Raw genomic sequence first — 24,104 nt, forward strand, 5'->3', positions numbered from 1 at the left:
AATTATGGCGGCGGCGCGCGCGGGAAACAAAAGGGCCGCCCATCGAGGGCGGCCCTTTTGCCAGTCACGCAGGGGGCCGATCCCGCTGGACGGGGCCCTCGCCCTGCTTCTCGCGCCTTACTTGAAGCCGACGCGGTCCAGCATCTGCTGCACCTTGAGCTGGTGCGCGCCGACCTGGCCGATCGGGATCGTCTCGGCCTTGAAACCGTTCGGCACCATGGCGGCCAGCGCCGGGTTGTCGACCTTCACGCCCTTGGCGGTCGGCCATTCGTTGTTGCCGTTGGCGAAGTAGTTCTGGGCCTCGGGGCTGGCCAGGTATTCCAGCAGCTTGATGGCGTTGTCGCGGTTCTTGGCGTACTTGGCCACCGCGCCGCCCGCGATATTCAGGTGCGTGCCCCAGGTGCCCTGGTTCGGGAACACCACGCCGACCCGCTCGGCCACCGTGCGGTCGGCGGGGTTGCTCGAGCGCATCAGGCGGGCCAGGTAGTAGCTGTTGGTCACGGCCACACCGCATTCGCCGGAGGCCACGCCCTTGATCTGGTCGGTGTCGCCGCCCTTGGGGTCGCGCGCCAGGTTGGCGACGATGCCCTTGAGCCATTCCTCGGCGCGCGCCTCGCCCATGTGTTCGGTGACTGCGCCGAACAGGCTCAGGTTGTAGGGGTGCGAGCCGGAACGGATGCAGATCTTGCCCTTGAGCGCGGGCGAGGCCAGCTTTTCGTAGGTGTCCACATCGCTGGCCTTGAGCGTGGCCTTGTCGTAGACGATCACGCGGGCCCGCGTGGAAAAGCCCCACCAGGAGATGCCGCCATCGGGCCCTGGCTGCGAGCGCAGGTTGGACGGGATGGCGTCTTCGAGCAGCTTGGAGCGGATGGGCTGGAACAGGCCGTCGACTTCGCCGCGGTACAGCCGGGCGGCGTCCACCAGCAGGATCACGTCGGCCGGCGAGGCCGTGCCCTCGGCCTTCAGGCGCGCGATGATGTCGGCGTCGCCCGCGTCCACGCGGTTGATCTTGATGCCCGTGGCCTTGGTGAAGTTGCTGTACAGCGCCTCGTCGGTGGCGTAGTGGCGCGCCGAGTACAGGTTCACGACCTGGTCCTGCGCCAGCGCGGTGCCGGCTGCCAGCAGCAGCGCAGCCAGGGAAATGGCTCTCTTCAACATGAAGCTTCCTGGAACGATGGAGGGGGCGATGGTAAAGCCAACGCGAATCGTTCTCGAAAAACCCGGGCACAAAAAAAGGCCCCGCGTGGCGGGGCCCTTGAAGGGGTTCCTGAACTCCGATGAATTCGAAGAAACCCGAGGAGACAACTCGCAGGAGCCGGCCCGCGCCGGTCTCCCAGAAAAGAGGCTCAACGCTTCTTGGCGGCGGTGGTGGCCGTCTTGGAGGCGTTCACGGCCGAGGTGGCGACCGCGTTGAAGTTGGCTTCGGCCACGTCGCTGGCTTGCTTGACAGCCTTCTGCACGGATTCCAGGGCGTTGGTGCCAGCGGCCACAGCGCTCTTGAACACGGCCACGGCGGTTTCGGAGCCGGCGGGGGCGTTCTTGGCGGCGGTGTCCACGGCCGACAGGAACTTCTTCTGGGCTTCGCTGGCCTGGCTTTCGAAGGCCTTGCTGAACTCGGCGCCCGTGCCTTGGGCGATTTCGTAGACGTGGCGGCTGTAGGCAGCGGTCTTCTCGGCCAGGGGCTGCAGCAGGCTGGCTTGCAGGGCCAGCAGCTCCTGGGCGTCCTTGACGGACAGGGCGGCCTGGGCGGTGTCGGCGGCTTCGGCCAGGGCGGCCTTGGAAGCGGTGACGTTCAGCTCGACCAGCTTTTCCACGCCTTCGAAGGCCTTGGAAGTCAGGCCGAACAGCAGGTCGAAGTTGGCTTTGTGGGTGGCAACGATTTGGTCAGCGGTCAGCATGTGAATCTCCAGTTTGAAAATGCTCGGGATCTCTGCTGCTCTCCCGCCTCATCCAGTGATGTTGCAGTGCAGCATGGAACGAATTATAGGGACGCACCGGCCCGGTGCAAGTCTTTTTTGTTGCGTTGCAGCAATCTAGAGAGCGGTTTCTAAACCGGCCCGTTCTTGACCAGCCCCACTGGCAGAATGCCCCGATGTCCGACACCGCTCCCGCCACCCCGGCCCGCGCCCAGCCGCGTGGGCGCGAAGACTTCCGGCTGTTCCGCCCGATCACCACCCGCTGGGCCGACAACGACGCCTACGGCCATGTCAACAACGTCGTCTACTACAGCTGGTTCGACACCGCCGTCAATGCCTACCTGATCGAGCAGGGCGGGCTGGACATCGAGCGCAGCGCCACCATCGGTCTCGTGGTCGAGACGCAGTGCCAATACTTCGCGCCGCTGGCCTTTCCGCAAACCATCGAGGCCGGCCTGCGCGTGGCGCGCCTGGGCGGCAGCAGCGTGCGCTACGAGGTCGGGCTGTTCGCGCAGGGCGCGCCGCAGAGCGCCGCCCATGGCCATTTCGTCCATGTCTACGTGGACCGCGAGAGCCGCCGCCCCGTGCCGCTGCCCGCAGCGCTGCGCGCCGTGCTCACGCCGCTGCTCTGAAAACGGGTTCGGGCCGGGCGGGAGCGTTCCCGACCGGCCCGAACGGGCCTGCCGCGTGCCATCGCACGCCAACCAGGCCACAAGCGGTGCGTGCTCAGCTGCGCTTGGCGTCGGCCATCGCGGCGACGTGGGCCGCCTTGGCGTCCTTCATGCAGACGTCCTTGTTGTTGCCGGCCAGCGCATCGCACTTCTGCTTGGCCGTGTCGTAGGCGGCATCGGCCTTGGCTTCGGCGACCTTGGCGGAGGCCTTGGCGCTGGGCTTGTACTGCGCATCGAGCTCTGCCTTGGCAACCTTCTCCTTGCCCTTGGCCTCGCTCTGGCACACGTCCTTGGCATTGCCGGCCAGGCCGTCGCAGCGCTGCTTGTCGGCCTTGTACTCGGCCTCGATGCGGTCTTCCGCAGCCTTGTACTCATCGCGCGTCATGGCGTTGGCGTGCGATGCGAGGGTGAAGGTCATGGCGACACCCAGGGCGGTCAGGGCGTGCTTGACGGTGGTGGCTTGCATGGCGGTACTCCTCGGTGTGTGAATTCGAATGGGCTTCAGACGGACTTCTCGAAGAAGAAGTCGGGGTTGCGGCTCTCCCAGTCGCGCACCTGGCGTTCGGCCTCGTCGCGTGCGATGCCGTGGCGCTCCTGGATGCGGCCCAGCAGTTGCTCGCGGCGGCCTTCGATCACGTCGAGGTCGTCGTTCGTGAGCTTGCCCCACTGTTCCTGGACCTTGCCCTTGAACTGCTTCCAGTTGCCTTCCAGCTTGTCGTTGTTCATGTGCGGATCTCCTTGTGAAAACCGTTCCTTGCCGGCTGCTCGGAACGTGCTGTCACTCTAGGCAGCGGCCGGGTTCGCGATGGTAGGACGCTCCGGGCTGCCCACGTAGGCCGAATGCCTTGAGGCGTACCGCCAAAAACCGCACGCCGCGCCTGCGACAATGGTTTGTCATCACCCTGAAGCATCGAGCCGGAGACAAGCCCGCGCGGCCCGCCCACCATGATCCTCAGCAGCCTTCTCGACACCGACCTGTACAAGTTCACGATGATGCAGGTGGTGCTGCACCAGTTCCCGGGCGCCCAGGTGGAGTACCGCTTCAAGTGCCGCAACAGCGTGCCGCTGGCGCCCTACGTGAACGAGATCCGCGAGGAGATCCGCCACCTGTGCACGCTGCGTTTCCAGGACGCCGAACTCAACTACCTGCGCTCGCTGCGCTTCATCAAGAGCGACTTCGTCGACTTCCTGGGGCTGTTCAAGCTCAACGAGAAGTACATCGAGGTGCAGCCGCTGGCCTCGGGCGACATCGAGATCTCGATCCGCGGCCCCTGGCTGCACACCATCCTGTTCGAGATCCCGGTGCTGGCCATCGTCAACGAGGTCTATTTCCGCAACACCGCGACGAGCGCGCGGCTGGAGCAGGGCCGCGCACGGCTGGACCGCAAGATCGCCCAGCTGCAGGGCGAGGGCCTGGCGGATCTCAAGATCGCCGACTACGGCACGCGCCGGCGCTTTTCCAAGACCTGGCACGAAGAGGTGCTGCGGCGCCTGGCCGAGCGCCTGGGCACCGGCCCGCACGGCCAGTTGGCCGGCACCAGCAACGTGCTGTACGCCATGAAGCTCGGCATGACACCGCTGGGCACCGTGGCGCACGAGTACCTGCAGGCCTGCCAGGCGCTGGGCCCGCGGCTGCGCGACAGCCAGGTCTTCGCCTTCGACTCCTGGGCCAAGGAATACCGGGGCGACCTGGGCATCGCGCTCTCGGACGTGTATGGCATGAACGCCTTCCTGCGCGACTTCGACATGTACTTCTGCAAGCTGTTCGACGGTGCCCGCCACGACAGCGGCGACCCCTTCACCTGGGGCGAGCGCCTGATCGAGCATTACCGCCACAACCGCGTGGACCCGCACACCAAGACGCTGATCTTCAGCGACGGCCTCACGGTCCCGCGCACCATCGAGCTCTACCAGCGCTTTCGCGGCCGCTGCCAGCTGGCCTTCGGCATCGGCACCAACCTCACGAACGACCTGGGCGACCCGCCCGACCACGTGCCGCTGCAGATCGTCATCAAGATGGTGCGCTGCAACGGCCAGCCCGTGGCCAAGCTGTCGGACACGCCGTCCAAGAACATGTGCGACGACGAGAAGTACCTGGCCTACCTGCGCCAGGTGTTCGAGATCGAGCAGCCCGCGGCATGACGGGCCGCGCATTGCGCACGCTGGCATGCGTGCTGGGCCTGGTCGCGCCGCTGGCCGGCCACGCCGCCGAACTGGACGGCCGTGCACTGTCGGCCTGGTGGGGCCTGCCCTTCGCCGGCGTGCTGCTGTCGATCGCGCTGTTTCCGCTGTTCGCCATGCGCATCTGGCACCACCACTACGGCAAGATCACGGCGGCCTGGGCGCTGGCCTTCTTCGTGCCCTTCGTGTGGGTGTTCGGACCGAGCCTGGCCGGTGCCAGCCTGGTCCATGCGCTGCTGGCCGAGTACATCCCCTTCATCGTGCTGCTGACGGCGCTGTTCGCGGTGGCCGGCGGCATCTACATCCGTGGCAACTTGCACGGCAGCCCGGCGCTCAACACCGCCATCCTGGCCATCGGCGCCGTGCTGGCGAGCTTCATGGGTACCACGGGCGCCTCCATGCTGCTGATCCGCCCGCTGGTGCGCGCCAACGACAACCGGCGCCACAAGGCCCATGTGGTGGTGTTCTTCATCTTCATCGTCTCCAACATCGGCGGCTCGCTGACGCCGCTGGGCGATCCGCCGCTGTTCCTGGGCTTCCTGAAAGGCGTGGAGTTCTTCTGGACGCTGCGCAACATCCTGCCCGAGACGGCGTTCATGCTGGCCTGCCCGCTGGTGCTCTTCTACGCGCTGGACAGCTGGTATTTCCGGCGCGAAGGCGTGCTGCCCGTCGATCCCACGCCCGATACGCCGCGGCTGGGCTTCGACGGCGGCATCAACTTCGTGCTGCTGCTCGCGGTCGTGGGCCTCGTGCTCATGAGCGGCCTGTGGCAGTCCGGCGTGGTGTTCGACGTGGCCGGCACGCCGGTGCCGCTGCCATCGCTGGTGCGCGACATCGGCCTCGTCGGCGTGACGCTGCTCTCGCTGAAGCTCACAGCCGCCAAGGTCCATGCCGACAACCAGTTCTCCTGGGGGCCCATGGTCGAGGTGGCCAAGCTGTTCGCCGGCATCTTCCTCACGATCATCCCGGTCATCGCCATGCTGCGCGCCGGCACCGAGGGCCCGTTCGGCGCGGTGGTGCGCGCGGTCACGGGCCCGGATGGCCAGCCGCTGCCCGCCATGTACTTCTGGGCCACGGGGCTGCTCAGTTCCTTCCTCGACAACGCGCCGACCTACCTGGTGTTCTTCAACACCGCCGGTGGCGATCCGCAGCAGCTCATGACCGCGCTGGCACCCACCTTGGCGGCCATTTCGGCCGGCGCCGTGTTCATGGGCGCCAACTCCTACATCGGCAACGCGCCCAACCTCATGGTCAAGGCCATCGCCGAGGAGCGGGGCGTGGCCATGCCCAGCTTCTTCGGCTACATGGCCTGGTCCTGCGCCGTGCTGGTGCCGCTCTTCGCCGTGCTCACCTTCCTGTTCTTCGTCTGAAAGGTCTTCAGTCCATGTCCAAGCCCGCCGTCCTCGTCGCCCGTGCCGTGTTCCCCGAAGTGCTGGAGCGCCTGGCCGCACATTTCGAGGTCAGCGCCAACCAGGACGATGCGAGCTGGAGCGCCGACGAGCTGGCGGCCCGCCTGGCCGGCAAGCAGGGCGTGTTCACGACGGCCAGCGAACGCATCGACGCGGCCCTGCTGGCGCGCTGCCCCGATCTGAAGATCGCCGCCAACATGGCGGTCGGCTACAACAACTTCGACCTGGACGCGATGAGCGCGCGCGGCGTGCTGGCCACCAACGCGCCCGACGTGCTGACCGAGACCACGGCCGACTTCGGCTTCGCGCTGCTGATGGCCGCGGCCCGGCGCGTCGCCGAGAGCGAGCATTACCTGCGCGCCGGCCAGTGGACCAAGTGGAGCTACGACCTGTTCGCCGGCAGCGACGTGCACGGCGCCACGCTGGGCATCCTGGGCATGGGCCGCATCGGCCAGGGCATCGCCAAACGCGGCGCCCACGGCTTCGGCATGAATGTGATCTACCACAACCGCTCGCGCCTGTCGCCCGAACTTGAGGCCGAGTGCAAGGCCCGCTATGTGGGCAAGCAGGAGCTGCTGCGCGAAGCCGACCACCTCGTGCTGGTGCTGCCGTATTCGCCGGCCTCGCACCACGCCATCGGCGCGGCCGAGCTCGCGCAGATGAAGCCCACGGCCACGCTCGTCAACATCGCGCGTGGCGGCATCGTCGACGACGCGGCACTGGCCCAGGCGCTCAGGGACAAGCGCATCGCCGCCGCGGGGCTGGATGTGTTCGAGGGCGAGCCCTCGGTGCACCCCGAACTCCTGAACGTGCCCAACGTGGTGCTGACGCCGCACATCGCCAGCGCCAGCCGGCCCACGCGCCTGGCCATGGCCAATCTCGCGGCCGACAACCTGATCGGCTACCTCGTGCACGGCAAACCCCTGACGCCCTTGAACGCCGCCGCCTTGAATGCCTGAACTTGCGCTCGCCACCTGGCTGCTGCTGGGCCTGGCAGCGCTGAACGTGGTACTGCTCGTGGTGCTGCTGAGCCGTCCGACCTCCCGCGCGGCCGAGTTCGACGACCTCGTGCGCGCCCACACCGAGCGCACCGAGCGCAACCTGCGCCAGGAGCTGGCCGACGGTGCACGCGGCAGCCGCCAGGAAAGTGCCCAGGCCCTGGCCAGCTTCCAGCGCACGCTGCTGGCCCAGGGGGCGGAGGCCACGCGCACGCAGAACGCCCAGATCGACGCGCTGGCCCAGCAGCTCGCGCTGCTGCAGAAGTCGCTGGCCGACACGCTGGCCCAGCAACTGCTGGGCCTGTCGGAATCCAATGCGCGGCGCCTGGCCGAGGTGCGTAGCACCATGGAGACGCAGCTGGCCCAGCTGCAGGCCGGCAACGCCGCCAAGCTCGACGAGATGCGCCGCACCGTGGACGAGAAGCTGCAGACCACGCTGGAGACGCGGCTGGGCGAGAGCTTCCGCCAGGTCGCCGAGCGGCTCGAGCAGGTCTACAAGGGCCTGGGCGAGATGCAGACCCTGGCCCAGGGCGTGGGCGACCTGAAGCACCTGCTGGCCAACGTGAAGACGCGCGGCATGTTCGGCGAGGCGCAGCTGGCGGCGCTGTTGGAACAGGTGTTCGCGCCCGACCAGTACGCGACTCAGGTGGCGACCCGGCCGGGCCAGCGCAACGCCGTGGACTTCGCCGTGCGCCTGCCCGGCCGCGGCGAGGACGGCGCGCCGGTCTGGCTGCCGATCGATGCCAAGTTCCCCAACGAGGACTACGAGCGCCTGCTCGAGGCCCAGCAGCGCGCCGACGCGCCGGCCGTGGAGCAGGCCGCGCGCGCGCTCGAGGGCCGCATCCGGCTGGAGGCGCGCGCCATCGCCGACAAGTACGTGGAGCCGCCGCACACCACCGACTTCGCGATCCTGTTCCTGCCCACCGAAGGCCTGTACGCCGAGGTGCTGCGCCGGCCCGGCCTGGTCGAGGCGCTGCAGCGCGAGCACCGCATCACGATCGCCGGCCCCACCACCTTGCTCGCGATGCTCAACGCGCTGCAGATGGGCTTTCGCACGCTGGCGCTGGAAAAGCGCAGCAGCGAAGTCTGGCAGGTGCTGGGCGCCGTCAAGAGCGAGTTCCAGAAGTTCGGCGGCGTGCTGGCCGACGTGCGGCGCCAGACCCAGACCGTGCTCAACACGCTGGACAAGGCCCAGACCCGCAGCAACGTGCTGACGCGGCGCCTGCGCGATGTGGAGGCCTTGCCCGGCACGCAAGCGCTGCTGCCCGAGGACGACGAGGCCGGCCCATGACGGGGCGCGAGCTGCTGCGCCTGATCGGAGCCCAGGTCTGTCTGCACGCCACCATGGCCGGCATGCGCCTGGCCACCCCCTTGCTGGCGCTGCAACAGGGCCACAGCCCGGCCGCCGTGGGTGTGCTGATCGCGCTGTTCGCGCTGACCCAGGTGTTCCTGGCACTGCCGGCCGGCCGCTGCGCCGACCGCCATGGCTTGAAGCGGCCGATGGCCCTGTCCGCGACGGCCGCCTCGGCGGGCGTGCTGCTGGCTTTGCTGTGGCCCAGCTTCGCCGCCATGTGCGTGGCCGCGCTGATGACGGGCGGCGCCACGGGCGCCACGGTGATCGCGCTGCAGCGCCATGTCGGCCGTTCGGCGCACGACACCGGCGAGCTCAAGCGCATGTTCAGCTGGCTGGCGATCGCGCCGGCCGCGGCCAACTTCCTGGGGCCCTTCGCGGCCGGCCTCTTGATCGACCATGCGGGGCGCACGCCGGCGGACCTGCTGGCCTTTCGCGTGAGCTTCTTCGCGCTGGCGCTGCTGCCGCTGGCCAGCTGGCTGCTGGTGCGCCGCGCCCCCGAGCAGCCGCCCAGCCCGCCGCCAGCAGGCGCCGTGCCCACGCGCGCCTGGGATCTGCTGCGTGCACCCCTGTTCCGTCGCCTGCTCTTCGTCAACTGGCTGCAGTCCTCCAGCTGGGACGTGCATTCCTTCGTGCTGCCGGTGCTGGGCCACGAGCGCGGCCTGAGCGCGGCCGTGATCGGCACGCTGCTGGGCGCCTTCGCCATCGCCGCCGCGCTCGTGCGCGTGGCGCTGCCCGTGATCGCGGCGCGCGTGGCCGAGCGCCATGTGATCTTCACCTCCACCGTGGTCACGGCGGCGGTGTTCGCGGTCTATCCGCTGCTGCATTCGCCCTGGACCATGGGCGCCTGCTCGGTGGTGCTGGGCCTGGCCCTGGGCGCCGTGCAGCCCATGGTCATGAGCCTGCTGCACCAGATCACGCCGTCGCACCGCCAGGGCGAGGCGCTGGGCCTGCGGCTCATGACCATCAACGCCTCCAGCGTCGCCATGCCCATGCTGTTCGGCACGGTCGGCGCGCTGATCGGCATCGGCGGCGTGTTCTGGATCTTGGGCGGCGTGCTCGCGCTGGGCGGGCGCGCCGTGCTCGGGCTACAGATCGGCCCGGGCGATCACAAGGCGTAGAAGGCCTGGATCGCGGCCCAGGCGTCCTCGGGCTGGTCCACGTAGCTGAACAGCTTGAGATCGTCGGGCGAGATCGCGCCTTCCTCGATCAGCACATCGAAGTTCAGCAGCCGCTTCCAGTAATCCGAGCCGAACAGCACGATGGGCACGGCCTTGGCCTTGCCGGTCTGCACCAGCGTGAGCACCTCGAACAGCTCGTCCAGCGTGCCGAAGCCGCCCGGGAAGGCCACCAGTGCCTTGGCGCGCATCATGAAATGCATCTTGCGCAGCGCAAAGTAGTGGAACTTGAACGACAGGCTGGGCGTGATGAAGCGGTTGCCGCTCTGCTCGTGCGGCAGCGCGATGTTCAGGCCCACGTTGGCCGCGCCGGCATCGTGCGCGCCGCGGTTGGCCGCCTCCATGATGCCGGGGCCGCCGCCGGTGCAGATCACCAGGCGTTCGGCGGCCGGGCGGCTGGCGCTGTCGCGCGCGACCAGCTCGGCGAAGCGGCGGGCCTGGTCGTAGTAGCGTGCATTGCGCATGCGGCGTTCGGCCAGCTTCAGCGCCTGGGCGTCGCCGCTGCTGCGGGCGGCCGCCAGTTCCAGCTCGGCCTGCTCGGGCGCCGGGAAGCGCGCGCTGCCGAACACCACGATGGTGTTGGCGATGCCCTGGGCCTGCTGCTCCAGGTCGGGTTTGAGCATCTCCAGCTGGAAGCGGATGCCGCGCGTTTCGCGGCGCAGCAGGAATTCCGGGTCGGCGAAGGCCAGCCGGTAGGCATCGGCCTGCAGCGGCTGGCCCTGGTCCGAGGAGGCCTGCAACTGGGCCCAGGCGGCGGCCACGTCCACATTGCGCTTGTCGAGGGTGTCGGTGTTTTCCATTTGCAGCCATTTTGCAGGCAAAGCATGGCGCTTTCGGGGGTTTCCCGGCTGGCCTGGGGCGGCGTCAGCGTCCTACGCCCGCATCGGTTCGTGCCGACAGGCGCGGGCCCGCCGGCCGACCATGATGGACCCAGGCCACGACGGCAGTGCCGCGGGCCATCCACCAACCTGTCAGGAAAGGACATTCACCATGAACAAGAACCAAGTTTCCGGCCGCGTCGAACAAGCCAAGGGCGCCGTCAAGGAAGTCGCGGGCAAGGCCGTGGGCAATGCCAGCCTGCAAGCCGAAGGCAATGTGCAAAAGAACATGGGCAAGGCCGAGAAGAACTTCGGCGATGCCCGCGAGCACGCCAAGGACAAGGCCAAGGACGCCGTGGACAAGCTTTGATTTGAGGAGCACAGCATGAAGACCAAGCAACTTCCCCTGCGTGCAGCCGGCCTGCTGGCTGCCAGTGCGCTGACCCTGGGCCTCGTGGCCTGTGGCGAGCGCGTGGACACTGCCGGCACCCAGCCGAGCGAACCCACCGTGGGCCAGCGTGTGGACTCGGCCACTGAGCGCACCGCCGACGCTGCCGGCAACATGGCGCAGAAGGTCGAGCGCAGGGTGGACGACGCGGCCATCACGGCCTCGGTCAACGCCAGCCTGGCCAAGGACCCGGACCTCTCGGCCATGAAGATCGACGTCGATACCAAGTCCGGCGTGGTCACGCTCAGCGGCCCGGCGCCGACCGCCGCCGCCAAGGACCGCGCGACCAGCCTGGCCCAGGCCGTAGATGGCGTGGCTGGCGTCAACAACAACCTGGAAGTGCGCGCGGGCTGATCGCCATCCCGTCCCACGCGGAGCCGCTTTCGAGCGGCTCTTTTTTTGTGCCGCACGCCGCATGGGCGCTTAAAGTCGGGCGCGATGCGCATCCTGCTGACCTCCGACCTGCACTACACGCTGCGCCAGTACGACTGGTTGTTCCAGCGGGCGGCGGACTTCGATGCGGTGGTGGTGGCCGGCGACCATCTGGACGTGGTGTCCGCCGTGCCGGCCGAGGTGCAGGTCGCCGCGCTGTCGACCACGCTGGCCCGGCTGTCCGCCCTGGTGCCGGTGCTGGCCTGCTCGGGCAACCACGACCTCAACAGCCGCAATGCCGCGGGCGAGAAGACGGCCGACTGGCTCGACGGCCTGCGCAGCCCGCGGCTGGCGGTCGACGGTGACAGCGTCTGCATCGGCGGCACGCTGTTCACGGTCTGTCCATGGTGGGATGGCCCGCATGCGCAGGACGCAGTGCGCCGGCAGCTGGACGCCGCCGCGCTGCGCCGTGGCGAGACCGCGCAAGGCCGCTGGGTCTGGGTCTACCACGCCCCGCCCGAGGGCGGCCTCAGCTGGACCGGCCGGCGCCACTACGGCGATCCGCTGCTGCCCGAGCTGGTCGCACGCCTGCGTCCCAGCGCCGTGCTCTGCGGCCACATCCACGAAGCGCCATTCAAGGCCGGCGGCGCCTGGGCCGAGCGCATCGGCGGCACCTGGCTGTTCAACGCAGGCCGGCAGATCGGCGATGTGCCCGCGCGCATCGAGATCGACCTCGCGGCCGGCACCGCCACCTGGGTCTCGCTGGCCGGCGTGGAAACCCGGGCGCTGGAACAGCTTCAGTAGTCGGGCACGTCGGCGCGCTCGGAGCCCGGCGCGTGCGGCGGCCTGGGCTGTTGCTCCATGAGGCGCGCCAGCACCTGGTCCATCAGCGCCAGGTGCGTGCCGATGTTGGCGTACTGCTGCTGCAGGTCGACGAGGTAGGCTGTGACGGTCTGCAGCCGGCGCGCCAGCAGTTGGGCGATGGCCAAGGTGAGGGCAGGGTCGCTGCGCACCGCCGCGCCAGCGGGGTGGATCACCTGCACCAGGCTGTCGGTGGCGGCGACCACGCTGGCGCTGGCCGGCGCATCCAGCAGCGGCGCGATCTCGCCCAGGAAGGCGCCGGCTTCGCGCACCTGCACGATGCGCACGCCCGCGCGCACGATGTCGAATGCGCCCTGGCGCAGCACGTAGAGGTGGTCGCTGCGCTCGGCCTCCCGGATCAGAACCGTGCCGGCCGGAATCGCGCGCTCGGGCCAGGGGCTGGCCGGGGAAGAGGGGTGGGGCATGGCCCCGATTCTGAGGCCCGCGCGCGCAGGGGTCTACGCCGGCGTGGGCTCGGCCGGGGCATCGGACGGAACCGGTGCGCCGGCCTGGGCGATCACGTCGTGCACGAAGCGCAGCTTGCGCAGCGCCTCCTCGCTGAGCGCGAACGGGTAGGCATCGTCCTGGCCCAGGCTGCGGTTCAGGCTGTTGAGCAGCAGCGTGACCGGCACCCATTGCGCGATCCATTCGTCGAAGCTGCTGCGGCCGTCCTGGAACGGGTCGGCCGGTCGGCTCGGCTGCGCGCCCTCGGCACTGGGCAGCACGATGCGCGTGCGGTAGGAGGCCGCGGTCTCCAGCAGGTCCACCATGTGCAAGTAGTGGGCCCAGGTCTCGGCCCAGTCTTCCCAGGGGTGGGCGGCCGCATACGCGCTCACGAAGCTGGGACGCCAATCGGGCCGGCCGTCGCCGGCCGCATAGTGGGCCTGCAGGGCCTGCATGTAGTCCTGGCTCTCGTCGCCGAACAGCGCGCGGAAGTCGGCCAGGCGCTGCGGATGGTCGCGCACCAGCTGGTCCCAGTAGTAGTGGCCCGACTCGTGGCGCAGGTGGCCCAGCAGCGTGCGGTAGGGTTCGAACAGCTGCACGCGGCGGCGCACGCGCTCGTCGTCGTCGGCCTCGGCCACGTTCAGCGTGATGACGCCGGCCGCGTGGCCGGTCATGACCGGGGCCTGGCCGGGCAGGTCGGCCATGAACTGGTAGACCGGGCCTTCCTTGGCCTGCGGGTCGGCCAGGCCCAGGCGCAGCAGGGTGTAGAGCAGGCGCCGCTTGGCCGTCTCGATGCGGATCCAGCGCGGCACGTTCTCCGGCACCGACAGGTCGGGCAGGATGCGCGTCTGCCGGCAGGACATGCACAGCGGGTTGGGGTCGTCGGCGGCCACCGTGAAGTTGCAGGCCTGGTAGCGCGTCTGGTTCTGGCACAGGCGGTAGCGCTGCGCCGCGCCCTCGCCGGCGCCGCGCGGTTGCCACAGGGGCTCCGCGGGTGGCGTCTGCGGGTCGGTCGGCGCGGCATCGGGCACTGGCTCGATGGCCGTGACGGCCATGCGCTCGGGCACGAAAGCCAGCGCGCTGCCGCACTGCAGGCATTGCACGTTCTCGAAGAACACGGGGTGACCGCAATGGTCGCAACTGAAGATCTGCATGGAGTGCCTTGTTGGCCGTCGCGCGAAAACGGGCGCGCACCCTTGGCGCGCGCCCGTTCAGCCCGGGGTGGGCGGAATGTGGCTCAGGGCCGCACGGCCAGCGTGTTGCGCACCTCGCGCACGCCCTTGACCTCGCGCGCGAGGCGCTCGGCCTGGGCCCGCTCCGCACCGGACTTGGCGAAGCCGGACAGGTTCACGGTGCCGTTCAGCGTCTGCACGTTGATGGCGCCGGCGTCCACGGTCTTGTCTTCCACGAACTTGGCCTTCACCGCGGTGGTGATGGCGGCGTCGTCGACGTAGGCGCCCATGGTCTGCTGGTCGCGCACGACGGCGCAACCGGTGATGGTGGCCACGCTCAGCGCGGCAACGAGGACGAGGGTGACGGGGCGGAAGGTGCGCATGGATGGCTCCTGTGGTTTGTTGTGGTGCGGAACGGTGGCAGCGACAGGTTGCACGAGACCTGGCGCCGGTTTCACGTCGCTCCCGCGCGCTGGCCAGTGGCCACCGCTGCGGTCGTGCGTGGGGTTTCCTCCTCGCGAGGATCGGTGTCCGCGCCTGGTGGCGCGGCGACGAAGGAACGCGCCGTGGCCTTCAGGTCGGACGATTTCATGAGCGCGAACGCCACGCCGGTCAGCGGCAACAGGTGCCATACGCGCAGCAGCGCCAGTGCAGCACCGGCGCCTGCCGCCATGCCGACCAGTCGGTAGGGCTTGTCTTCGGCATAGTCCTGCAAGGCAGGGCGCGCGAAGTCCACCGCGTTGTGGATCGGATGCGAGTGCCACCAGACCCGGGCCGCGCGGCGCATGCGCGGCAGCATGCCTTGCTGCGCCAGCGCCGGATCCTCGGCCGGCAGGCCGGGACGGCGGCGACGCGCAAGCTGGCGCGCCAGCGCGTTGCGGGTGATCTCGAGCCGCTCGCGCGGCGTGGGCTCGCTGGCCAGTTCAATGGTGTCCATGGCCACCTTCTCCTGCAGTGCGCAACAGGCCGATGTCGGCGGCCATTTGCCGGCGCAACTCCGCGAAGCGCTCGCCCGGCGACGGGCGCCGGCTGGCCAGCAGGGCCCCCAGCGTGATCAGCAGGGCGATGCCGGGCACGGCCGCCAGTCCCCAGTGGAACTGTCCGTGCAGCAGGCCCAGCATGGCGGCCACACCGGCCAGCAGCACGAACATCAGTCCGAAGACGCCCGCCACGGCCAGCGCCACGGCGCGCAGTTTGAGATCGCGGCCTGTCGCTGCCGCCTCTTCGCTGGCCAGCGCCACGTAGGCCGACAGGTGGTCGACCACGAGGTCGGGCCGCGAGACCACGGTGGAAAAGATCGGGTGCAGCATCATCGTGGTGGGTTGGAGCGTGGGGATGGCGAAGTGCGGCTCAGTAGCTGCGGTTGCGGTGCTCGCGCCGCTTGCGCGCGCTGTTCGCGCTGACCATGGCCAGCGCAGCGATCACGGCGCCGGCCGCGGCGGCGATCAGGATGGCGCGCACGGGCTGGTCGGCGACGTAGCGCTCGGTCACCGCAGCGTACTGGCGCAGTGCCTGCTGGGCGCGCGCGCCGCTCTGCGAGGCCAGGTCCAGGCTGCGGTGGGCGAGCTTCTGGGCGTTGCTGGCGATGTCCTCGAGCGCCGGTTCGACGCGGCCACGCGCCTTGCGGATGGCGCTGTCGGCTCCGTCCAGCGCGTGCTGGGCCAGGTCGCGCGTGGATTCGACCGCTTCGTGGGCCGACTGCAGCACGCGGTCGGAGAGGTGGCGGGTCATCTGGTCGGCGTCGCGGGCCAGGCCGTTGTGCGTGCGGAGGTTCATGACAGGTTCCTTTGTGTTCGTTGGAAGGCGAGGGGACCGGCGCGCTTGGGTGCGCGGGCTGGGCGGCGCCGGCCGCTGGCGGCGCTCAGTTGCGCCGCACCATGCTCACGACGAAGCCCACGATGGCCATGATGGCGAAGATGAAGAACAGGATCTTGGCGATCTCCACGGCACCGGCGGCAATGCCGCCGAAGCCGAAGACGGCTGCGATCAGTGCGATCACCAGGAAAACGACCGAGTAGTGCAGCATGACGGACTCCTTGTGGCTGTTGGTCAGACCATCGTCGTGGTCTGGTCGCAAGCGTACGGAGTGGGGCGCGAACCGTTGATCAGCGGCTGGCGGCTCGCACCGTCGGTTGCGGTGCGCTGGCGGCGTAGGAGGGTGCCGACCTGCGCGCCCTGGAGCCGTTCAGCCGTCTGCGCGCGTTGCAGGAGTGCGCAGCGGCAGCGTGGCGGAAACCCGTGTGCCCTGGCCCGGCGTGGAATGGATGACCAGCCGGCCCCCGGCGGCCTCCACCCGGTGCCGCATGCCGGCCAGGCCGTGGCTGGCCGCCGGCATGGTGCGCGCGGTATCGAAACCCTGGCCGTCGTCCTCGACTTCCACCGTCACATGGCTGCCGTAGTTCTGCACGCTGACATGCACCTGCTGGGCACGCGCGTACTTGCCGATGTTGGTCAGCGACTCCTGCACCAGCCGGTAGACGGTGAGCTGCGCGGCCTCGTCGAGATCGACGGACTCCAGATTGGTGGTGACCGACAGCACGGAACGTTCGCCGAACTCGCGCGCGAGGATCTCCAGCGACGTGACCAGCCCGAGGTTGGTCAGCGAGGAAGGGCGCAGGTCTTCGATGATGCGGCGCTTCAGGGCGATGCCGCTGTTGAGCGTGTCGGTCAGGTGCTGGATGCGCTGTTGGGCATCGGGCGAGTCCGCGCCCAGGCGCGACTTGAGCCGCGCCACGTCCAGCTTGGCGGCCGTGAGCAGCGCGCCGAGTTCGTCGTGCAGCTCGCGCGCGAGGTGGCCGCGCTCGCGCTCGCGCACCTCCTGCAGATGGGTGGCCAGCTCGGCCAGGCTGGCCGTGCGTTCCTTGACCTGCTGGCCCAGCAGGTCGCGCTCGCGCTGCAGGTCTTCCTGCACACGCTGGTCCACGGCCTGCAGCCGGCGGGTCTGGCGCAGGTACATGTAGAAGGCCAGCAGGCCGACCAGGGCCACCAGCGCGATGCCGATGCGCGAGAGCTGCAACGCCTGCGTGATCTGGGCCTCGCCCGCCGCCTGGCGCAGCATGGCGGCCTGCAGCAGCTGTGCGGACTGCTCGCGGATCGCGTTCATGTGCTCCTGGCCCACGTCGGTGCTCAGCACGAACTTCCAGGCGTCCTCGTGGCCCTGCTTGCGCAGGCGCACGCTGACGTCCATCTCGGCCAGTTTGCGCTGCACGTTGCGCGAGAGTTCGGCGAACAGCTCCAGCTCGCGCGGGTGCTGCAGGTACAGGCCGCGCAGCGCGTCCAGGTTCTGCGCGATGACCGAGGTGGCGCTTTCGTAAGGCTCGAGGTAGCGCGCATCGCCGGTCAGCAGGTAGCCGCGCTGGCCGGTCTCGGCGTCGAGCATGTGCTGCAAGAGCTGGGTGACGCCGCTGCGCGTTTGCTGCACCTGCGTCATGCTGGACAGCGCGGCCATGGAGCGGCTGTGGCCCGTCTCGTTGATCGCGATCAGCACGGCCGCGGCGAGGATCGCCAGCGGCAGGCTGATGGCCATGGTGGGAATGGACAGCCAGCGCGGACGTGCGAAGCGCGGCACGCGTCAGCCTCCCGCGCTCAGGCGCGCGAATGCTCGACGCAAAAATCGATCAGTGCATCGATCTCGTTGGACTTGTCGAACACCGCGTCCACGCCCAGCTGGGCGCAGCGCTTGCGGATGTCGGGCGTGGCGTAGTTGGAGAGCACCACGAGCTTTTGGCCCGGCGCCCGGTCCTTGCAGGCGTGCAGGATGCCCAGGCCGCTGCCCTGCTTGAGGAACAGGTCGATGATGGCGAGATCCCATTGCGGGCCATTTTCGGTGAGCCAGGCCTTGCCCTCGTTCTCGGTCTCGGCGCTGCCCACCGCCTGGATGTTCGCCAGTTCCTCCAGGGTCGCGACGAGGTTCTCGCGGATGGTGGCGTTGTCTTCGACGATGTAGGTTCTGAGCGGCACGGCGGTTGGAGTTCTGGCCGCGGGAAGGGGTTTCACCCGCGCTCGAAAGATTGTGCCAGCCTGCCCTTGGCAGACACGTAGGAGCTTGCCTACACATCGGCGGCTCCGTCCTCCGGGTATACACCCGGCCTCCTCACACCCGCCCGATGATGGAGGCGGTGGCCATGAGCTCCTCGAGCAAGGCCAGCGAGACCCTGCCCGACACCGCGTACGGGTCGAGCTCGGCCTTCTCGGAGTACTTGAGCAGGATGGAGTGGTTGAGCCGGTTCAGGTTGACCTGGCCCATGGTCCACCCGCCGAAGCGCCGCTCGGTGATTTCCTCGAAGTGCAGCAGCGCCACGTCCTGGTGGCGCGGGTCCTTCTGGATGTGGCCGAAGAGTTCGCTCACGGCCATGCGGCCGCCTTCGATGGCCTGCAGGAAGATGCCGCCGCCGTAGCACAGGATGCCGGTGATGCCGCAGCTGGGATTGTGTTCGCGGGCCTGGGTCAGGATGGCCTCGATGGCGCCGGGGCTGGTGTCCACGGCGCGGCTGGCGTAGAGCAGACGGACGAGCATGGGCGGCCTTCAGGACTTGCGTTGGGGGATCAGCGCGAGGAATTCGCGGCGCAGGTTCGGGTCCTTGAGGAACACGCCGCGCATGACGGAGTTGATCATCTTGCTGTCCATGTCCTTCACGCCACGCCAGGCCATGCAGTAGTGGCTGGCTTCCATCACGATGGCCAGACCGTCGGGCTGGGTCTTGTCCATGATCAGGTCGGCCAGCTGCACCACGGCCTCCTCCTGGATCTGCGGGCGGCCCATGATCCACTCGGCCAGCCGTGCGTACTTGGACAGGCCGATCACGTTGGTGTGCTCGTTGGGCATCACGCCGATCCAGACGCGGCCGATGACGGGGCAGAAGTGGTGCGAGCAGGCACTGCGCACCGTGATCGGGCCCACGATCATGAGCTCGTTCAGATGCTCGGCGTTGGGGAATTCGGTGATGCTGGGCGCCTTGACGTAGCGGCCACGGAACACCTCGTTGACATACATCTTGGCCACGCGGCGCGCGGTGTTGTCGGTGTTGTGGTCGCGCTCGGTGTCGATGACCATGCTGGAGAGCACGCCCTCCATCTTCTGCGTAACCTCGTCGAGCAGCTGCTCGAGCTCGCCGGGCTCGATGAAGTCGGCGATGTTGTCGTTGGCGTTGAAGCGCTTCTTGGCCGCGTTCAGGCGTTCGCGGATCTTGACCGAGACGGGCGTGCCTTCGTCGTCGGCGGAGGAGGGGGACAGCGCTGCTGCGCCTGGCGGGTGCATGAGCATCGCGGGATATTAACCCAGCGCCTTTTCGGGCGTGGTCTGCGGCGCGGGTGCCGTGGCGTGGAGAAGGTCCTCGAGTTCGCCCAGCGTGCCGGCCTCGTGCAGGGGCTTGTCGTCGCGGATGCGCAGCATGCGCGGAAAGCGCACCGCGATGCCGCTCTTGTGGCGCGGGCTGCGTGCGATGCCCTCGAAACCGAGCTCGAACACCAGCGAGGGCACGACGCTGCGCACGGGGCCGAACTTCTCCAGCGTGTTCCTGCGGATGATGGCGTCCACGCGGCGGAATTCGGCGTCGGTCAGGCCCGAGTAGGCCTTGGCGAAGGCGACCAGCTGCAGTGCGCCAGGCTGGGCCGGCTCCTTGCGCGCGATCGCGTCGATCACGGCCTGGGCCTCGGCCGCGTCCTGCGGTGCGCGGTTCCAGACCGCGAAGGTGTAGTCGGTGTAGACCGAGGCGCGCCGGCCGTGGCCGGCCTGGGCGTAGACCAGCACGGCGTCCACGGCCATGGGATCGATCTTCCATTTCCACCACAGGCCGTCCTGTTTGGTGCGGCCGGTGCCGTAGGCGGCGTCGCGGCGTTTGAGCATGAGGCCTTCCACGCCGCGCTCGCGCGATGTGGCGCGCGCGGCCGCGAGGGCCGGCCAGTCGGCACCTGCGACCAGCGGCGACAGGCGCAGCCCGGGATGGCCGGCCAGCAACCACTCCAGTTCGGCGCGGCGCGTCGATTGGGGCCGGGCGCGCAGCTCCTGGCCCGCCAGTTCCAGCAGGTCGTAGGCGACGAAGGCCACGGGCGCGTCGGCCAGCAGCTTGCGCGGCAGCGTCTTGCGCGCGATGCGCTGCTGCAGCAAGGCGAAGGGCGCGGGCTGCTCGGCCCCGGCCGGCCAGACCAGGATTTCGCCGTCCAGCACCGTGCCGTCGGGCAGGGCCTGCGCGGCGGCCACGATTTCGGGGAAACGCTCGGTCACGAGTTCCTCGCCGCGCGACCAGAGCCAGACCTGGCCCGCGCGCTTGACGATCTGGCCGCGGATGCCGTCGTACTTCCATTCCACCTGCCAGTCGTCCACCGGGCCCAGGCGCTCGGGCAGTCCGGCCAACGGCGTGTCGAGCTGGTGGGCCAGGAAGAAGGGGTAGGGCTGGCCGGGGTCGGCCGGCGCGTGCGGGCTGTCTTCGTCCAGCGCCGCATGGGTCAATGCCGCGAAGCGCTCGGGCGTGGGCATGCTGCGCGTGTCGGTGTAGCCCATCATGCGCTGGGCCACGCGCTTGGCGTCCACGCCGGCGTGCGCGGCCAGCGCGCGCTGCACCAGCAGCTTGCTGACGCCCACGCGAAAGCTGCCGCCCACGAGCTTGATGAGCAGGAAGCGGCCCTGCGGATCCAACTCCTGCCAGTAACTGCGCACGCGCGCCGCGACCTCGGGCTCGGGCAGGCCGCGCAGCGGCAGCAGGCGTTCCTCGATCCAGGCCGCCAGGCCCAGCGAACTGCTGCCGCCGTCCAATGGCAGGATGTAGGCGATGGTCTCGGCCAGATCGCCCACCGCCTGGTAGCTCTCCTCGAACAGCCAGTCGGGAATGCCGGCCATCTCGCAGGCGATCGCGCGCAGGCTGGCCGTGCGCACCACCTGGCGCGGCTTGCCACCGGCCAGGAAGTAGACGGCCCAGGCCGCGTCGGCCGGCTGGGCCTGGGCGAAGTAGCGCTGCATGGCCTGCACCTTGGCGCTGGTGGAGGTGGTGGCGTCCAGCTCGCTGAACAGGCGCGCGAACAGCTTCATGCGGCCTCAGTCTCCAGTGCCTCGTCGCCGTATTCGGTCTGGAAGGCGCCGGCCTGCAGGCCCTGCTCGGCCAGGTAGCGCACCATGACCGGGATGCTGCCATGGGTCACGATCACGCGTTGCGCGCCGGTGGCACCGATGGCGCGGTGCAGGCCGGGCCAGTCGGCATGGTCGCTGAGCACGAAGCCGCGGTCGTAGCCGCCACGCCGGCGCGCGCCGCGCAGCTGCATCCAGCCGCTCGCGAAGGCCGTGCCGATCTCGCCGAAGCGGCGCGCCCAGGTGCTCGCCGCCGCGCTGGGCGGGCACAGCACGAGCGCGCGCTTGAACAGGGTGCGGTCCGTCACCTCGGTCGCCAGCTGCGTGGCGGGCAAGGCGACGCCGGCCGCGCGGTAGGCCTGGTTCAGCGGCTCCACGGCACCGTGCACGACGATGGGACCGATGGCCGCGTTCACGCCCGCCAGGATGCGCTGGGCCTTGCCGAAGCTGTAGCAGGCCAGCAGGCTGGCGCGGCCGAGTTCCGCATTGGTCTGCCACCAGGCATCGATCTCGGCGAACAGCTCGGCATCGCTGCGCCAGCGGTAGATCGGCAGGCCGAAGGTCGATTCGGTGATGAACACGTCGCAGCGTTGCGGTTCGAAGGGCGCGCAGGTCGGATCCGGCGCGACCTTGTAGTCGCCGCTGGCCACCCAGACCTGGCCGCCGTGGGCCAGGCGCACCTGGGCCGAGCCCAGCACGTGGCCGGCCGGGTGCAGCGAGATCTCCACGCCCTGGTGCACGAGGCGCTCGCCATAGGCCAGGGGCTGCAGCGTGATCTGGCCCAGGCGCTGGCGCAACACGCCTTCGCCCGGCGCGGCCGCCAGGTAGTGGCCGTGGCCGGTGCGCGCGTGGTCGGCATGGGCATGGGTGATCACGGCCCGGTCCACCGGCCGCCAGGGATCGATGTAGAAATCGCCGGGTGGGCAGTAAAGTCCTTCGGGGCGCTGCACCACGAGTTCGCTCATGGGGCGGCATTGTGCGGCTGGCCGGTCTGCGACAGAGAACGGCCCGAACGCAATGGTCGCGTCGGCCGCCGCCCCGCACCATTGGCAGCCATCTTCCCGTTCCCCGGACCATCATGCACCGAGACCTTCCCACCGAACCCCGCGCCGACGAGGCCGCCATCGTGTCCGCCGCCCGGGCCCTGCGCGGCGATGCCGTGCAGATGCTGCAGGAACTGGTCGCCCAGCCCTCGCTGCTGGGCCACGAACAGGGCGCGCAGGACGTCATGGAGCGCGCCTTCCAGCCGCTGGACCTGCGCGTGGACCGCTTCGCGATCGACGAGGAGCGGCTGCGCCAGCACCCGGCCTACTCGCCGTCCATCGTTTCCTACGAAGGCCGCACCAACGTGGTCGGCATCCACCAGCCGCGCGGCCTCACGCGCGGCAACTCGCTGATCTTCAACGGCCACATCGACGTGGTGCCGGTCGGGGCCGAGGCGCTCTGGTCGCGCCCGCCGTTCGAGCCCTGGATCGACGGCGACCGGCTGTACGGCCGCGGCGCCTGCGACATGAAGGCCGGCCTCGTGGCCTACACCATGGCCTTCAAGGCGCTGCGCGCGCTGGGGCTGGAACCCGCCGCGCCGGTCTACCTGCAGTCCGTGATCGAGGAGGAGTGCACGGGCAACGGGGCGCTGGCCTGCCTGGTCGAGGGCTACCGCGCCGACGCGGCCATCATCACCGAGCCCGTGGGCGGCATCACGACCTGCCAGATGGGCGTGCTGTGGCTGCGCATCGAGGTGTTGGGCAAGCCGGTGCATGCCTCGGTCGCGCAGACCGGCGTGGGCGCCATCGACTTCTCGATGTACCTGTTCTCCAAGCTCAAGGAACTGGAGGCGCGCTGGAACGCGCCCTCGGCGCGCTACCGCTGCTTCGCCCACAACCAGCACCCGGTCAACTTCAACCTGGGCCGCATCGAAGGCGGCGAATGGGCCTCGTCCGTGCCCACGGCCTGCCGCAGCGACATCCGCATCGGCTTTTACCCCGACATCAAGGTGGGCCAGGTCAAGGCCGAGGTCGAGGCGCTGCTGGCCGCCGCCTACGCCGCCCACCCGGCCAGTGCGGCGCTGCAGTACAAGGTGGTCTACGAGGGCTTCCAGGCCGACGGCTTCGACCTGCCGCTGGACCTGCCGGTGATCCAGGCGCTGCAGCAATGCCATGAGGACATCGCCGGCGCGCCGCTGCTGCCCTTCGCGTTCACGGGCACGACCGACGCCAAGTTCTTCAACCTCTACGGCGACACGCCCTCGGTCTGCTACGGACCCACGGGCGCGAGCTACCACGGCATCGACGAATGGGTGTCGCTGGCCAGCCTCATGGAAGTCACGGCCGTGCTGGCCGTGTTCATGGCGCGCTGGTGCGGCGTGAACCCGCGCGCCTGATCAGTCCAGGGCCGCGTCCTGGCGCCCGAGGTAGTGCCTCGGCGTCTTGCCCATCACGCGGCGGAACATGGCCGTGAACGCGCTGGGGCTGTCGTAGCCCAGGTCCAGCGCCACCGTGGTCACGGGCTGGCCCAGCGACAGCCGCGTCAACGCCTCCATGAGCCGCACCTGCTGCAGCCACAGCGTGAGCGTGATGCCGGTCTCCTGCCGGAACAGCCGCGTGAGCGTGCGCCGGCCCAGGGCGCCGATGCGGGCCCAGTCGTCCAGGTCGCCGCCCTGGCCGGGGTCGGCCAGCAGTGCGCGGCAGATCTTGAGCAGGCGCGGGTCGCGCGGCATCGGGATGTGCAGCGGCATCTTGGGCGCGGCGCAGATCTCGTCCAGGATCAGCCGCATCACGCGGCCGTCGCGGCCGTTCTCGTCGTAGAGCAGCGGGATCTGCGTGGCCTCCAGGATCAGCTGGCGCATGAGCGGCGACAGCTCGATCACGCGACAGTCGGTCGGCAGGCCGGGCGAGGCGTCGGGCTGGATGTAGAGCGAGCGGTTGGAGACGGCCTGCCCGCGCGCATGCATCTCGTGCACCACGCCGCCCGGCACCCAGACCGCCCGGTTGGGCGGCACCAGCCAGGCGCCCTCGGCCGTGTGCAACGAGAAGATGCCCTTGACCGCGACGGCCAGCTGGGCCTTGGGGTGCGAATGCGACGGCACGATCAAGGAGGGCTCGGGCGCGTGCTCCACGATGATCATCGAGACCGGCCGCGGCACGACCTGGTAGGCGTGGAAGGTGTCGCTACGGCTCAGGTCCTGCATGGTGGTGGTGCTCCGCAAAACATCGTGGGGGCGTCATC

The 24,104-nt window shown here is 69.4% G+C and carries 28 protein-coding genes and 1 pseudogene; 10 read left to right on the forward strand and 19 right to left on the reverse strand.

Annotated features, from left to right (window positions below):
- Positions 1-117 precede the first annotated feature (117 nt).
- The gene (locus IE209_RS13905; RefSeq protein ID WP_189687556.1) at positions 118-1,158 is read right to left on the reverse strand and encodes an extracellular solute-binding protein; all 1,041 of its coding nucleotides are present in this window, start codon (positions 1,156-1,158) and stop codon (positions 118-120) included.
- 188 nt (positions 1,159-1,346) lie between these two features.
- Positions 1,347-1,898 (reverse strand): phasin family protein, encoded by a 552-nt coding sequence (locus tag IE209_RS13910; RefSeq protein WP_189687557.1) that lies wholly within the window; start codon positions 1,896-1,898, stop codon positions 1,347-1,349.
- A gap of 194 nt (positions 1,899-2,092) precedes the next feature.
- On the opposite strand from IE209_RS13910, the gene IE209_RS13915 reads away from it, so the two are divergent.
- A complete protein-coding gene (locus tag IE209_RS13915) occupies positions 2,093-2,548 on the forward strand; it encodes an acyl-CoA thioesterase (RefSeq protein ID WP_189687558.1) in 456 nt (151 codons plus the stop codon).
- 103 nt (positions 2,549-2,651) lie between these two features.
- Here IE209_RS13915 and IE209_RS13920 read toward each other — a convergent pair.
- Together IE209_RS13920 and IE209_RS13925 are read right to left on the reverse strand one after the other, a co-directional pair.
- A pseudogene (locus IE209_RS13920) lies at positions 2,652-3,005 on the reverse strand (hypothetical protein); the annotation flags it as partial.
- 83 nt (positions 3,006-3,088) lie between these two features.
- Positions 3,089-3,313 carry a CsbD family protein gene (locus tag IE209_RS13925; RefSeq protein ID WP_145546871.1) on the reverse strand — a complete coding sequence of 75 codons (225 nt, stop codon included), beginning with the start codon at positions 3,311-3,313 and terminating at the stop codon, positions 3,089-3,091.
- A gap of 219 nt (positions 3,314-3,532) precedes the next feature.
- Here IE209_RS13925 and pncB point away from each other — a divergent pair, with 219 nt between their 5' ends.
- The 5 genes from pncB to IE209_RS13950 are packed head-to-tail and all read left to right on the forward strand — an operon-like array spanning position 3,533 to position 9,647.
- The gene (gene pncB, locus IE209_RS13930; RefSeq protein WP_189687560.1) at positions 3,533-4,729 is read left to right on the forward strand and encodes a nicotinate phosphoribosyltransferase; all 1,197 of its coding nucleotides are present in this window, start codon (positions 3,533-3,535) and stop codon (positions 4,727-4,729) included.
- Positions 4,726-6,138, forward strand: coding sequence for a sodium:proton antiporter (locus tag IE209_RS13935; protein ID WP_189687561.1), 1,413 nt, complete (start codon positions 4,726-4,728; stop codon positions 6,136-6,138). Before pncB ends, IE209_RS13935 begins: the two co-directional genes overlap by 4 nt.
- A 14-nt stretch (positions 6,139-6,152) precedes the next feature.
- Entirely contained in the window at positions 6,153-7,136 is a 984-nt protein-coding gene (locus IE209_RS13940) for a 2-hydroxyacid dehydrogenase (protein ID WP_189687562.1), read from the forward strand.
- A complete protein-coding gene (locus IE209_RS13945; protein ID WP_189687563.1) occupies positions 7,129-8,466 on the forward strand; it encodes a DNA recombination protein RmuC in 1,338 nt (445 codons plus the stop codon). Before IE209_RS13940 ends, IE209_RS13945 begins: the two co-directional genes overlap by 8 nt.
- Positions 8,463-9,647, forward strand: coding sequence for an MFS transporter (locus tag IE209_RS13950; protein WP_189687564.1), 1,185 nt, complete (start codon positions 8,463-8,465; stop codon positions 9,645-9,647). Before IE209_RS13945 ends, IE209_RS13950 begins: the two co-directional genes overlap by 4 nt.
- On the opposite strand, the gene IE209_RS13955 is transcribed toward IE209_RS13950, so the two are convergent.
- Entirely contained in the window at positions 9,635-10,504 is an 870-nt protein-coding gene (locus IE209_RS13955; protein WP_189687565.1) for an LOG family protein, read from the reverse strand. The two genes, IE209_RS13950 and IE209_RS13955, sit on opposite strands and share 13 nt — an antisense overlap.
- A gap of 190 nt (positions 10,505-10,694) precedes the next feature.
- Here IE209_RS13955 and IE209_RS13960 point away from each other — a divergent pair, with 190 nt between their 5' ends.
- From IE209_RS13960 to IE209_RS13970, 3 genes are all read left to right on the forward strand, one after another.
- Positions 10,695-10,892: a CsbD family protein gene (locus IE209_RS13960; protein ID WP_189687566.1), complete on the forward strand. Its 198-nt coding sequence runs from the start codon at positions 10,695-10,697 to the stop codon at positions 10,890-10,892.
- Positions 10,893-10,907: 15 nt separating this feature from the next.
- Entirely contained in the window at positions 10,908-11,324 is a 417-nt protein-coding gene (locus IE209_RS13965; protein ID WP_189687567.1) for a BON domain-containing protein, read from the forward strand.
- A gap of 84 nt (positions 11,325-11,408) precedes the next feature.
- Positions 11,409-12,146 carry a metallophosphoesterase family protein gene (locus IE209_RS13970; protein WP_189687568.1) on the forward strand — a complete coding sequence of 246 codons (738 nt, stop codon included), beginning with the start codon at positions 11,409-11,411 and terminating at the stop codon, positions 12,144-12,146.
- Here IE209_RS13970 and IE209_RS13975 read toward each other — a convergent pair.
- The 13 genes from IE209_RS13975 to IE209_RS14035 form a co-directional block, all read right to left on the reverse strand.
- The gene (locus IE209_RS13975; protein WP_189687569.1) at positions 12,140-12,628 is read right to left on the reverse strand and encodes a cyclic nucleotide-binding domain-containing protein; all 489 of its coding nucleotides are present in this window, start codon (positions 12,626-12,628) and stop codon (positions 12,140-12,142) included. The two genes, IE209_RS13970 and IE209_RS13975, sit on opposite strands and share 7 nt — an antisense overlap.
- Positions 12,629-12,661: 33 nt before the next feature.
- Positions 12,662-13,801 carry a zinc-binding metallopeptidase family protein gene (locus IE209_RS13980; RefSeq protein WP_189687570.1) on the reverse strand — a complete coding sequence of 380 codons (1,140 nt, stop codon included), beginning with the start codon at positions 13,799-13,801 and terminating at the stop codon, positions 12,662-12,664.
- An 83-nt stretch (positions 13,802-13,884) separates the two neighbouring features.
- A complete protein-coding gene (locus IE209_RS13985; RefSeq protein WP_189687571.1) occupies positions 13,885-14,202 on the reverse strand; it encodes a BON domain-containing protein in 318 nt (105 codons plus the stop codon).
- A gap of 71 nt (positions 14,203-14,273) precedes the next feature.
- Positions 14,274-14,756 carry a hypothetical protein gene (locus IE209_RS13990; protein WP_189687572.1) on the reverse strand — a complete coding sequence of 161 codons (483 nt, stop codon included), beginning with the start codon at positions 14,754-14,756 and terminating at the stop codon, positions 14,274-14,276.
- Positions 14,743-15,129, reverse strand: coding sequence for a phage holin family protein (locus IE209_RS13995; protein ID WP_189687573.1), 387 nt, complete (start codon positions 15,127-15,129; stop codon positions 14,743-14,745). Before IE209_RS13995 ends, IE209_RS13990 begins: the two co-directional genes overlap by 14 nt.
- Before the next feature lie 40 nt (positions 15,130-15,169).
- The gene (locus tag IE209_RS14000; RefSeq protein ID WP_229882842.1) at positions 15,170-15,595 is read right to left on the reverse strand and encodes a hypothetical protein; all 426 of its coding nucleotides are present in this window, start codon (positions 15,593-15,595) and stop codon (positions 15,170-15,172) included.
- An 85-nt stretch (positions 15,596-15,680) separates the two neighbouring features.
- On the reverse strand, positions 15,681-15,845 hold the full coding sequence (locus IE209_RS14005) for a DUF1328 domain-containing protein (protein WP_114470432.1): 165 nt from the start codon (positions 15,843-15,845) through the stop codon (positions 15,681-15,683).
- 159 nt (positions 15,846-16,004) lie between these two features.
- The gene (locus IE209_RS14010; RefSeq protein ID WP_189687695.1) at positions 16,005-17,345 is read right to left on the reverse strand and encodes a CHASE3 domain-containing protein; all 1,341 of its coding nucleotides are present in this window, start codon (positions 17,343-17,345) and stop codon (positions 16,005-16,007) included.
- Between the two features lie 59 nt (positions 17,346-17,404).
- Positions 17,405-17,779, reverse strand: coding sequence for a response regulator (locus IE209_RS14015; protein ID WP_189687574.1), 375 nt, complete (start codon positions 17,777-17,779; stop codon positions 17,405-17,407).
- Positions 17,780-17,912: 133 nt separating this feature from the next.
- The gene (locus IE209_RS14020; protein WP_145546902.1) at positions 17,913-18,335 is read right to left on the reverse strand and encodes a BLUF domain-containing protein; all 423 of its coding nucleotides are present in this window, start codon (positions 18,333-18,335) and stop codon (positions 17,913-17,915) included.
- Between the two features lie 9 nt (positions 18,336-18,344).
- The gene (gene folE / locus IE209_RS14025) at positions 18,345-19,076 is read right to left on the reverse strand and encodes a GTP cyclohydrolase I (RefSeq protein ID WP_189687696.1); all 732 of its coding nucleotides are present in this window, start codon (positions 19,074-19,076) and stop codon (positions 18,345-18,347) included.
- Between the two features lie 15 nt (positions 19,077-19,091).
- A complete protein-coding gene (locus tag IE209_RS14030; protein ID WP_189687575.1) occupies positions 19,092-20,843 on the reverse strand; it encodes an ATP-dependent DNA ligase in 1,752 nt (583 codons plus the stop codon).
- Positions 20,840-21,844 (reverse strand): ligase-associated DNA damage response exonuclease, encoded by a 1,005-nt coding sequence (locus IE209_RS14035; protein WP_189687576.1) that lies wholly within the window; start codon positions 21,842-21,844, stop codon positions 20,840-20,842. The genes IE209_RS14030 and IE209_RS14035 overlap by 4 nt, the downstream gene beginning before the upstream one ends.
- A 113-nt stretch (positions 21,845-21,957) precedes the next feature.
- Between IE209_RS14035 and IE209_RS14040 the strand changes: the two genes are divergently transcribed.
- On the forward strand, positions 21,958-23,259 hold the full coding sequence (locus IE209_RS14040) for an ArgE/DapE family deacylase (protein WP_189687577.1): 1,302 nt from the start codon (positions 21,958-21,960) through the stop codon (positions 23,257-23,259).
- Here the strand turns inward: IE209_RS14040 and IE209_RS14045 are convergent, their stop codons facing one another.
- Complete coding sequence (locus IE209_RS14045) at positions 23,260-24,066, reverse strand: AraC family transcriptional regulator (RefSeq protein WP_189687578.1); 807 nt, start codon at positions 24,064-24,066, stop codon at positions 23,260-23,262.
- Between the last annotated feature and the right edge of the window lie 38 nt (positions 24,067-24,104).

This window comes from Pseudorhodoferax aquiterrae (assembly GCF_014652235.1).
GTDB classification, from domain to species: domain Bacteria; phylum Pseudomonadota; class Gammaproteobacteria; order Burkholderiales; family Burkholderiaceae_C; genus Pseudorhodoferax; species Pseudorhodoferax aquiterrae.

Coding starts and splice junctions, on each gene's coding strand:
- IE209_RS13905 (WP_189687556.1), bottom strand. CDS start 1,158: ATGTTGAAGAGAGCCATTTCCCTGGCTGCGCTGCTGCTGGCAGCCGGC.
- IE209_RS13910 (WP_189687557.1), bottom strand. CDS start 1,898: ATGCTGACCGCTGACCAAATCGTTGCCACCCACAAAGCCAACTTCGAC.
- IE209_RS13915 (WP_189687558.1), top strand. CDS start 2,093: ATGTCCGACACCGCTCCCGCCACCCCGGCCCGCGCCCAGCCGCGTGGG.
- IE209_RS13925 (WP_145546871.1), bottom strand. CDS start 3,313: ATGAACAACGACAAGCTGGAAGGCAACTGGAAGCAGTTCAAGGGCAAG.
- pncB (WP_189687560.1), top strand. CDS start 3,533: ATGATCCTCAGCAGCCTTCTCGACACCGACCTGTACAAGTTCACGATG.
- IE209_RS13935 (WP_189687561.1), top strand. CDS start 4,726: ATGACGGGCCGCGCATTGCGCACGCTGGCATGCGTGCTGGGCCTGGTC.
- IE209_RS13940 (WP_189687562.1), top strand. CDS start 6,153: ATGTCCAAGCCCGCCGTCCTCGTCGCCCGTGCCGTGTTCCCCGAAGTG.
- IE209_RS13945 (WP_189687563.1), top strand. CDS start 7,129: ATGCCTGAACTTGCGCTCGCCACCTGGCTGCTGCTGGGCCTGGCAGCG.
- IE209_RS13950 (WP_189687564.1), top strand. CDS start 8,463: ATGACGGGGCGCGAGCTGCTGCGCCTGATCGGAGCCCAGGTCTGTCTG.
- IE209_RS13955 (WP_189687565.1), bottom strand. CDS start 10,504: ATGGAAAACACCGACACCCTCGACAAGCGCAATGTGGACGTGGCCGCC.
- IE209_RS13960 (WP_189687566.1), top strand. CDS start 10,695: ATGAACAAGAACCAAGTTTCCGGCCGCGTCGAACAAGCCAAGGGCGCC.
- IE209_RS13965 (WP_189687567.1), top strand. CDS start 10,908: ATGAAGACCAAGCAACTTCCCCTGCGTGCAGCCGGCCTGCTGGCTGCC.
- IE209_RS13970 (WP_189687568.1), top strand. CDS start 11,409: ATGCGCATCCTGCTGACCTCCGACCTGCACTACACGCTGCGCCAGTAC.
- IE209_RS13975 (WP_189687569.1), bottom strand. CDS start 12,628: ATGCCCCACCCCTCTTCCCCGGCCAGCCCCTGGCCCGAGCGCGCGATT.
- IE209_RS13980 (WP_189687570.1), bottom strand. CDS start 13,801: ATGCAGATCTTCAGTTGCGACCATTGCGGTCACCCCGTGTTCTTCGAG.
- IE209_RS13985 (WP_189687571.1), bottom strand. CDS start 14,202: ATGCGCACCTTCCGCCCCGTCACCCTCGTCCTCGTTGCCGCGCTGAGC.
- IE209_RS13990 (WP_189687572.1), bottom strand. CDS start 14,756: ATGGACACCATTGAACTGGCCAGCGAGCCCACGCCGCGCGAGCGGCTC.
- IE209_RS13995 (WP_189687573.1), bottom strand. CDS start 15,129: ATGCTGCACCCGATCTTTTCCACCGTGGTCTCGCGGCCCGACCTCGTG.
- IE209_RS14000 (WP_229882842.1), bottom strand. CDS start 15,595: ATGAACCTCCGCACGCACAACGGCCTGGCCCGCGACGCCGACCAGATG.
- IE209_RS14005 (WP_114470432.1), bottom strand. CDS start 15,845: ATGCTGCACTACTCGGTCGTTTTCCTGGTGATCGCACTGATCGCAGCC.
- IE209_RS14010 (WP_189687695.1), bottom strand. CDS start 17,345: ATGGCCATCAGCCTGCCGCTGGCGATCCTCGCCGCGGCCGTGCTGATC.
- IE209_RS14020 (WP_145546902.1), bottom strand. CDS start 18,335: ATGCTCGTCCGTCTGCTCTACGCCAGCCGCGCCGTGGACACCAGCCCC.
- folE (WP_189687696.1), bottom strand. CDS start 19,076: ATGCACCCGCCAGGCGCAGCAGCGCTGTCCCCCTCCTCCGCCGACGAC.
- IE209_RS14030 (WP_189687575.1), bottom strand. CDS start 20,843: ATGAAGCTGTTCGCGCGCCTGTTCAGCGAGCTGGACGCCACCACCTCC.
- IE209_RS14035 (WP_189687576.1), bottom strand. CDS start 21,844: ATGAGCGAACTCGTGGTGCAGCGCCCCGAAGGACTTTACTGCCCACCC.
- IE209_RS14040 (WP_189687577.1), top strand. CDS start 21,958: ATGCACCGAGACCTTCCCACCGAACCCCGCGCCGACGAGGCCGCCATC.
- IE209_RS14045 (WP_189687578.1), bottom strand. CDS start 24,066: ATGCAGGACCTGAGCCGTAGCGACACCTTCCACGCCTACCAGGTCGTG.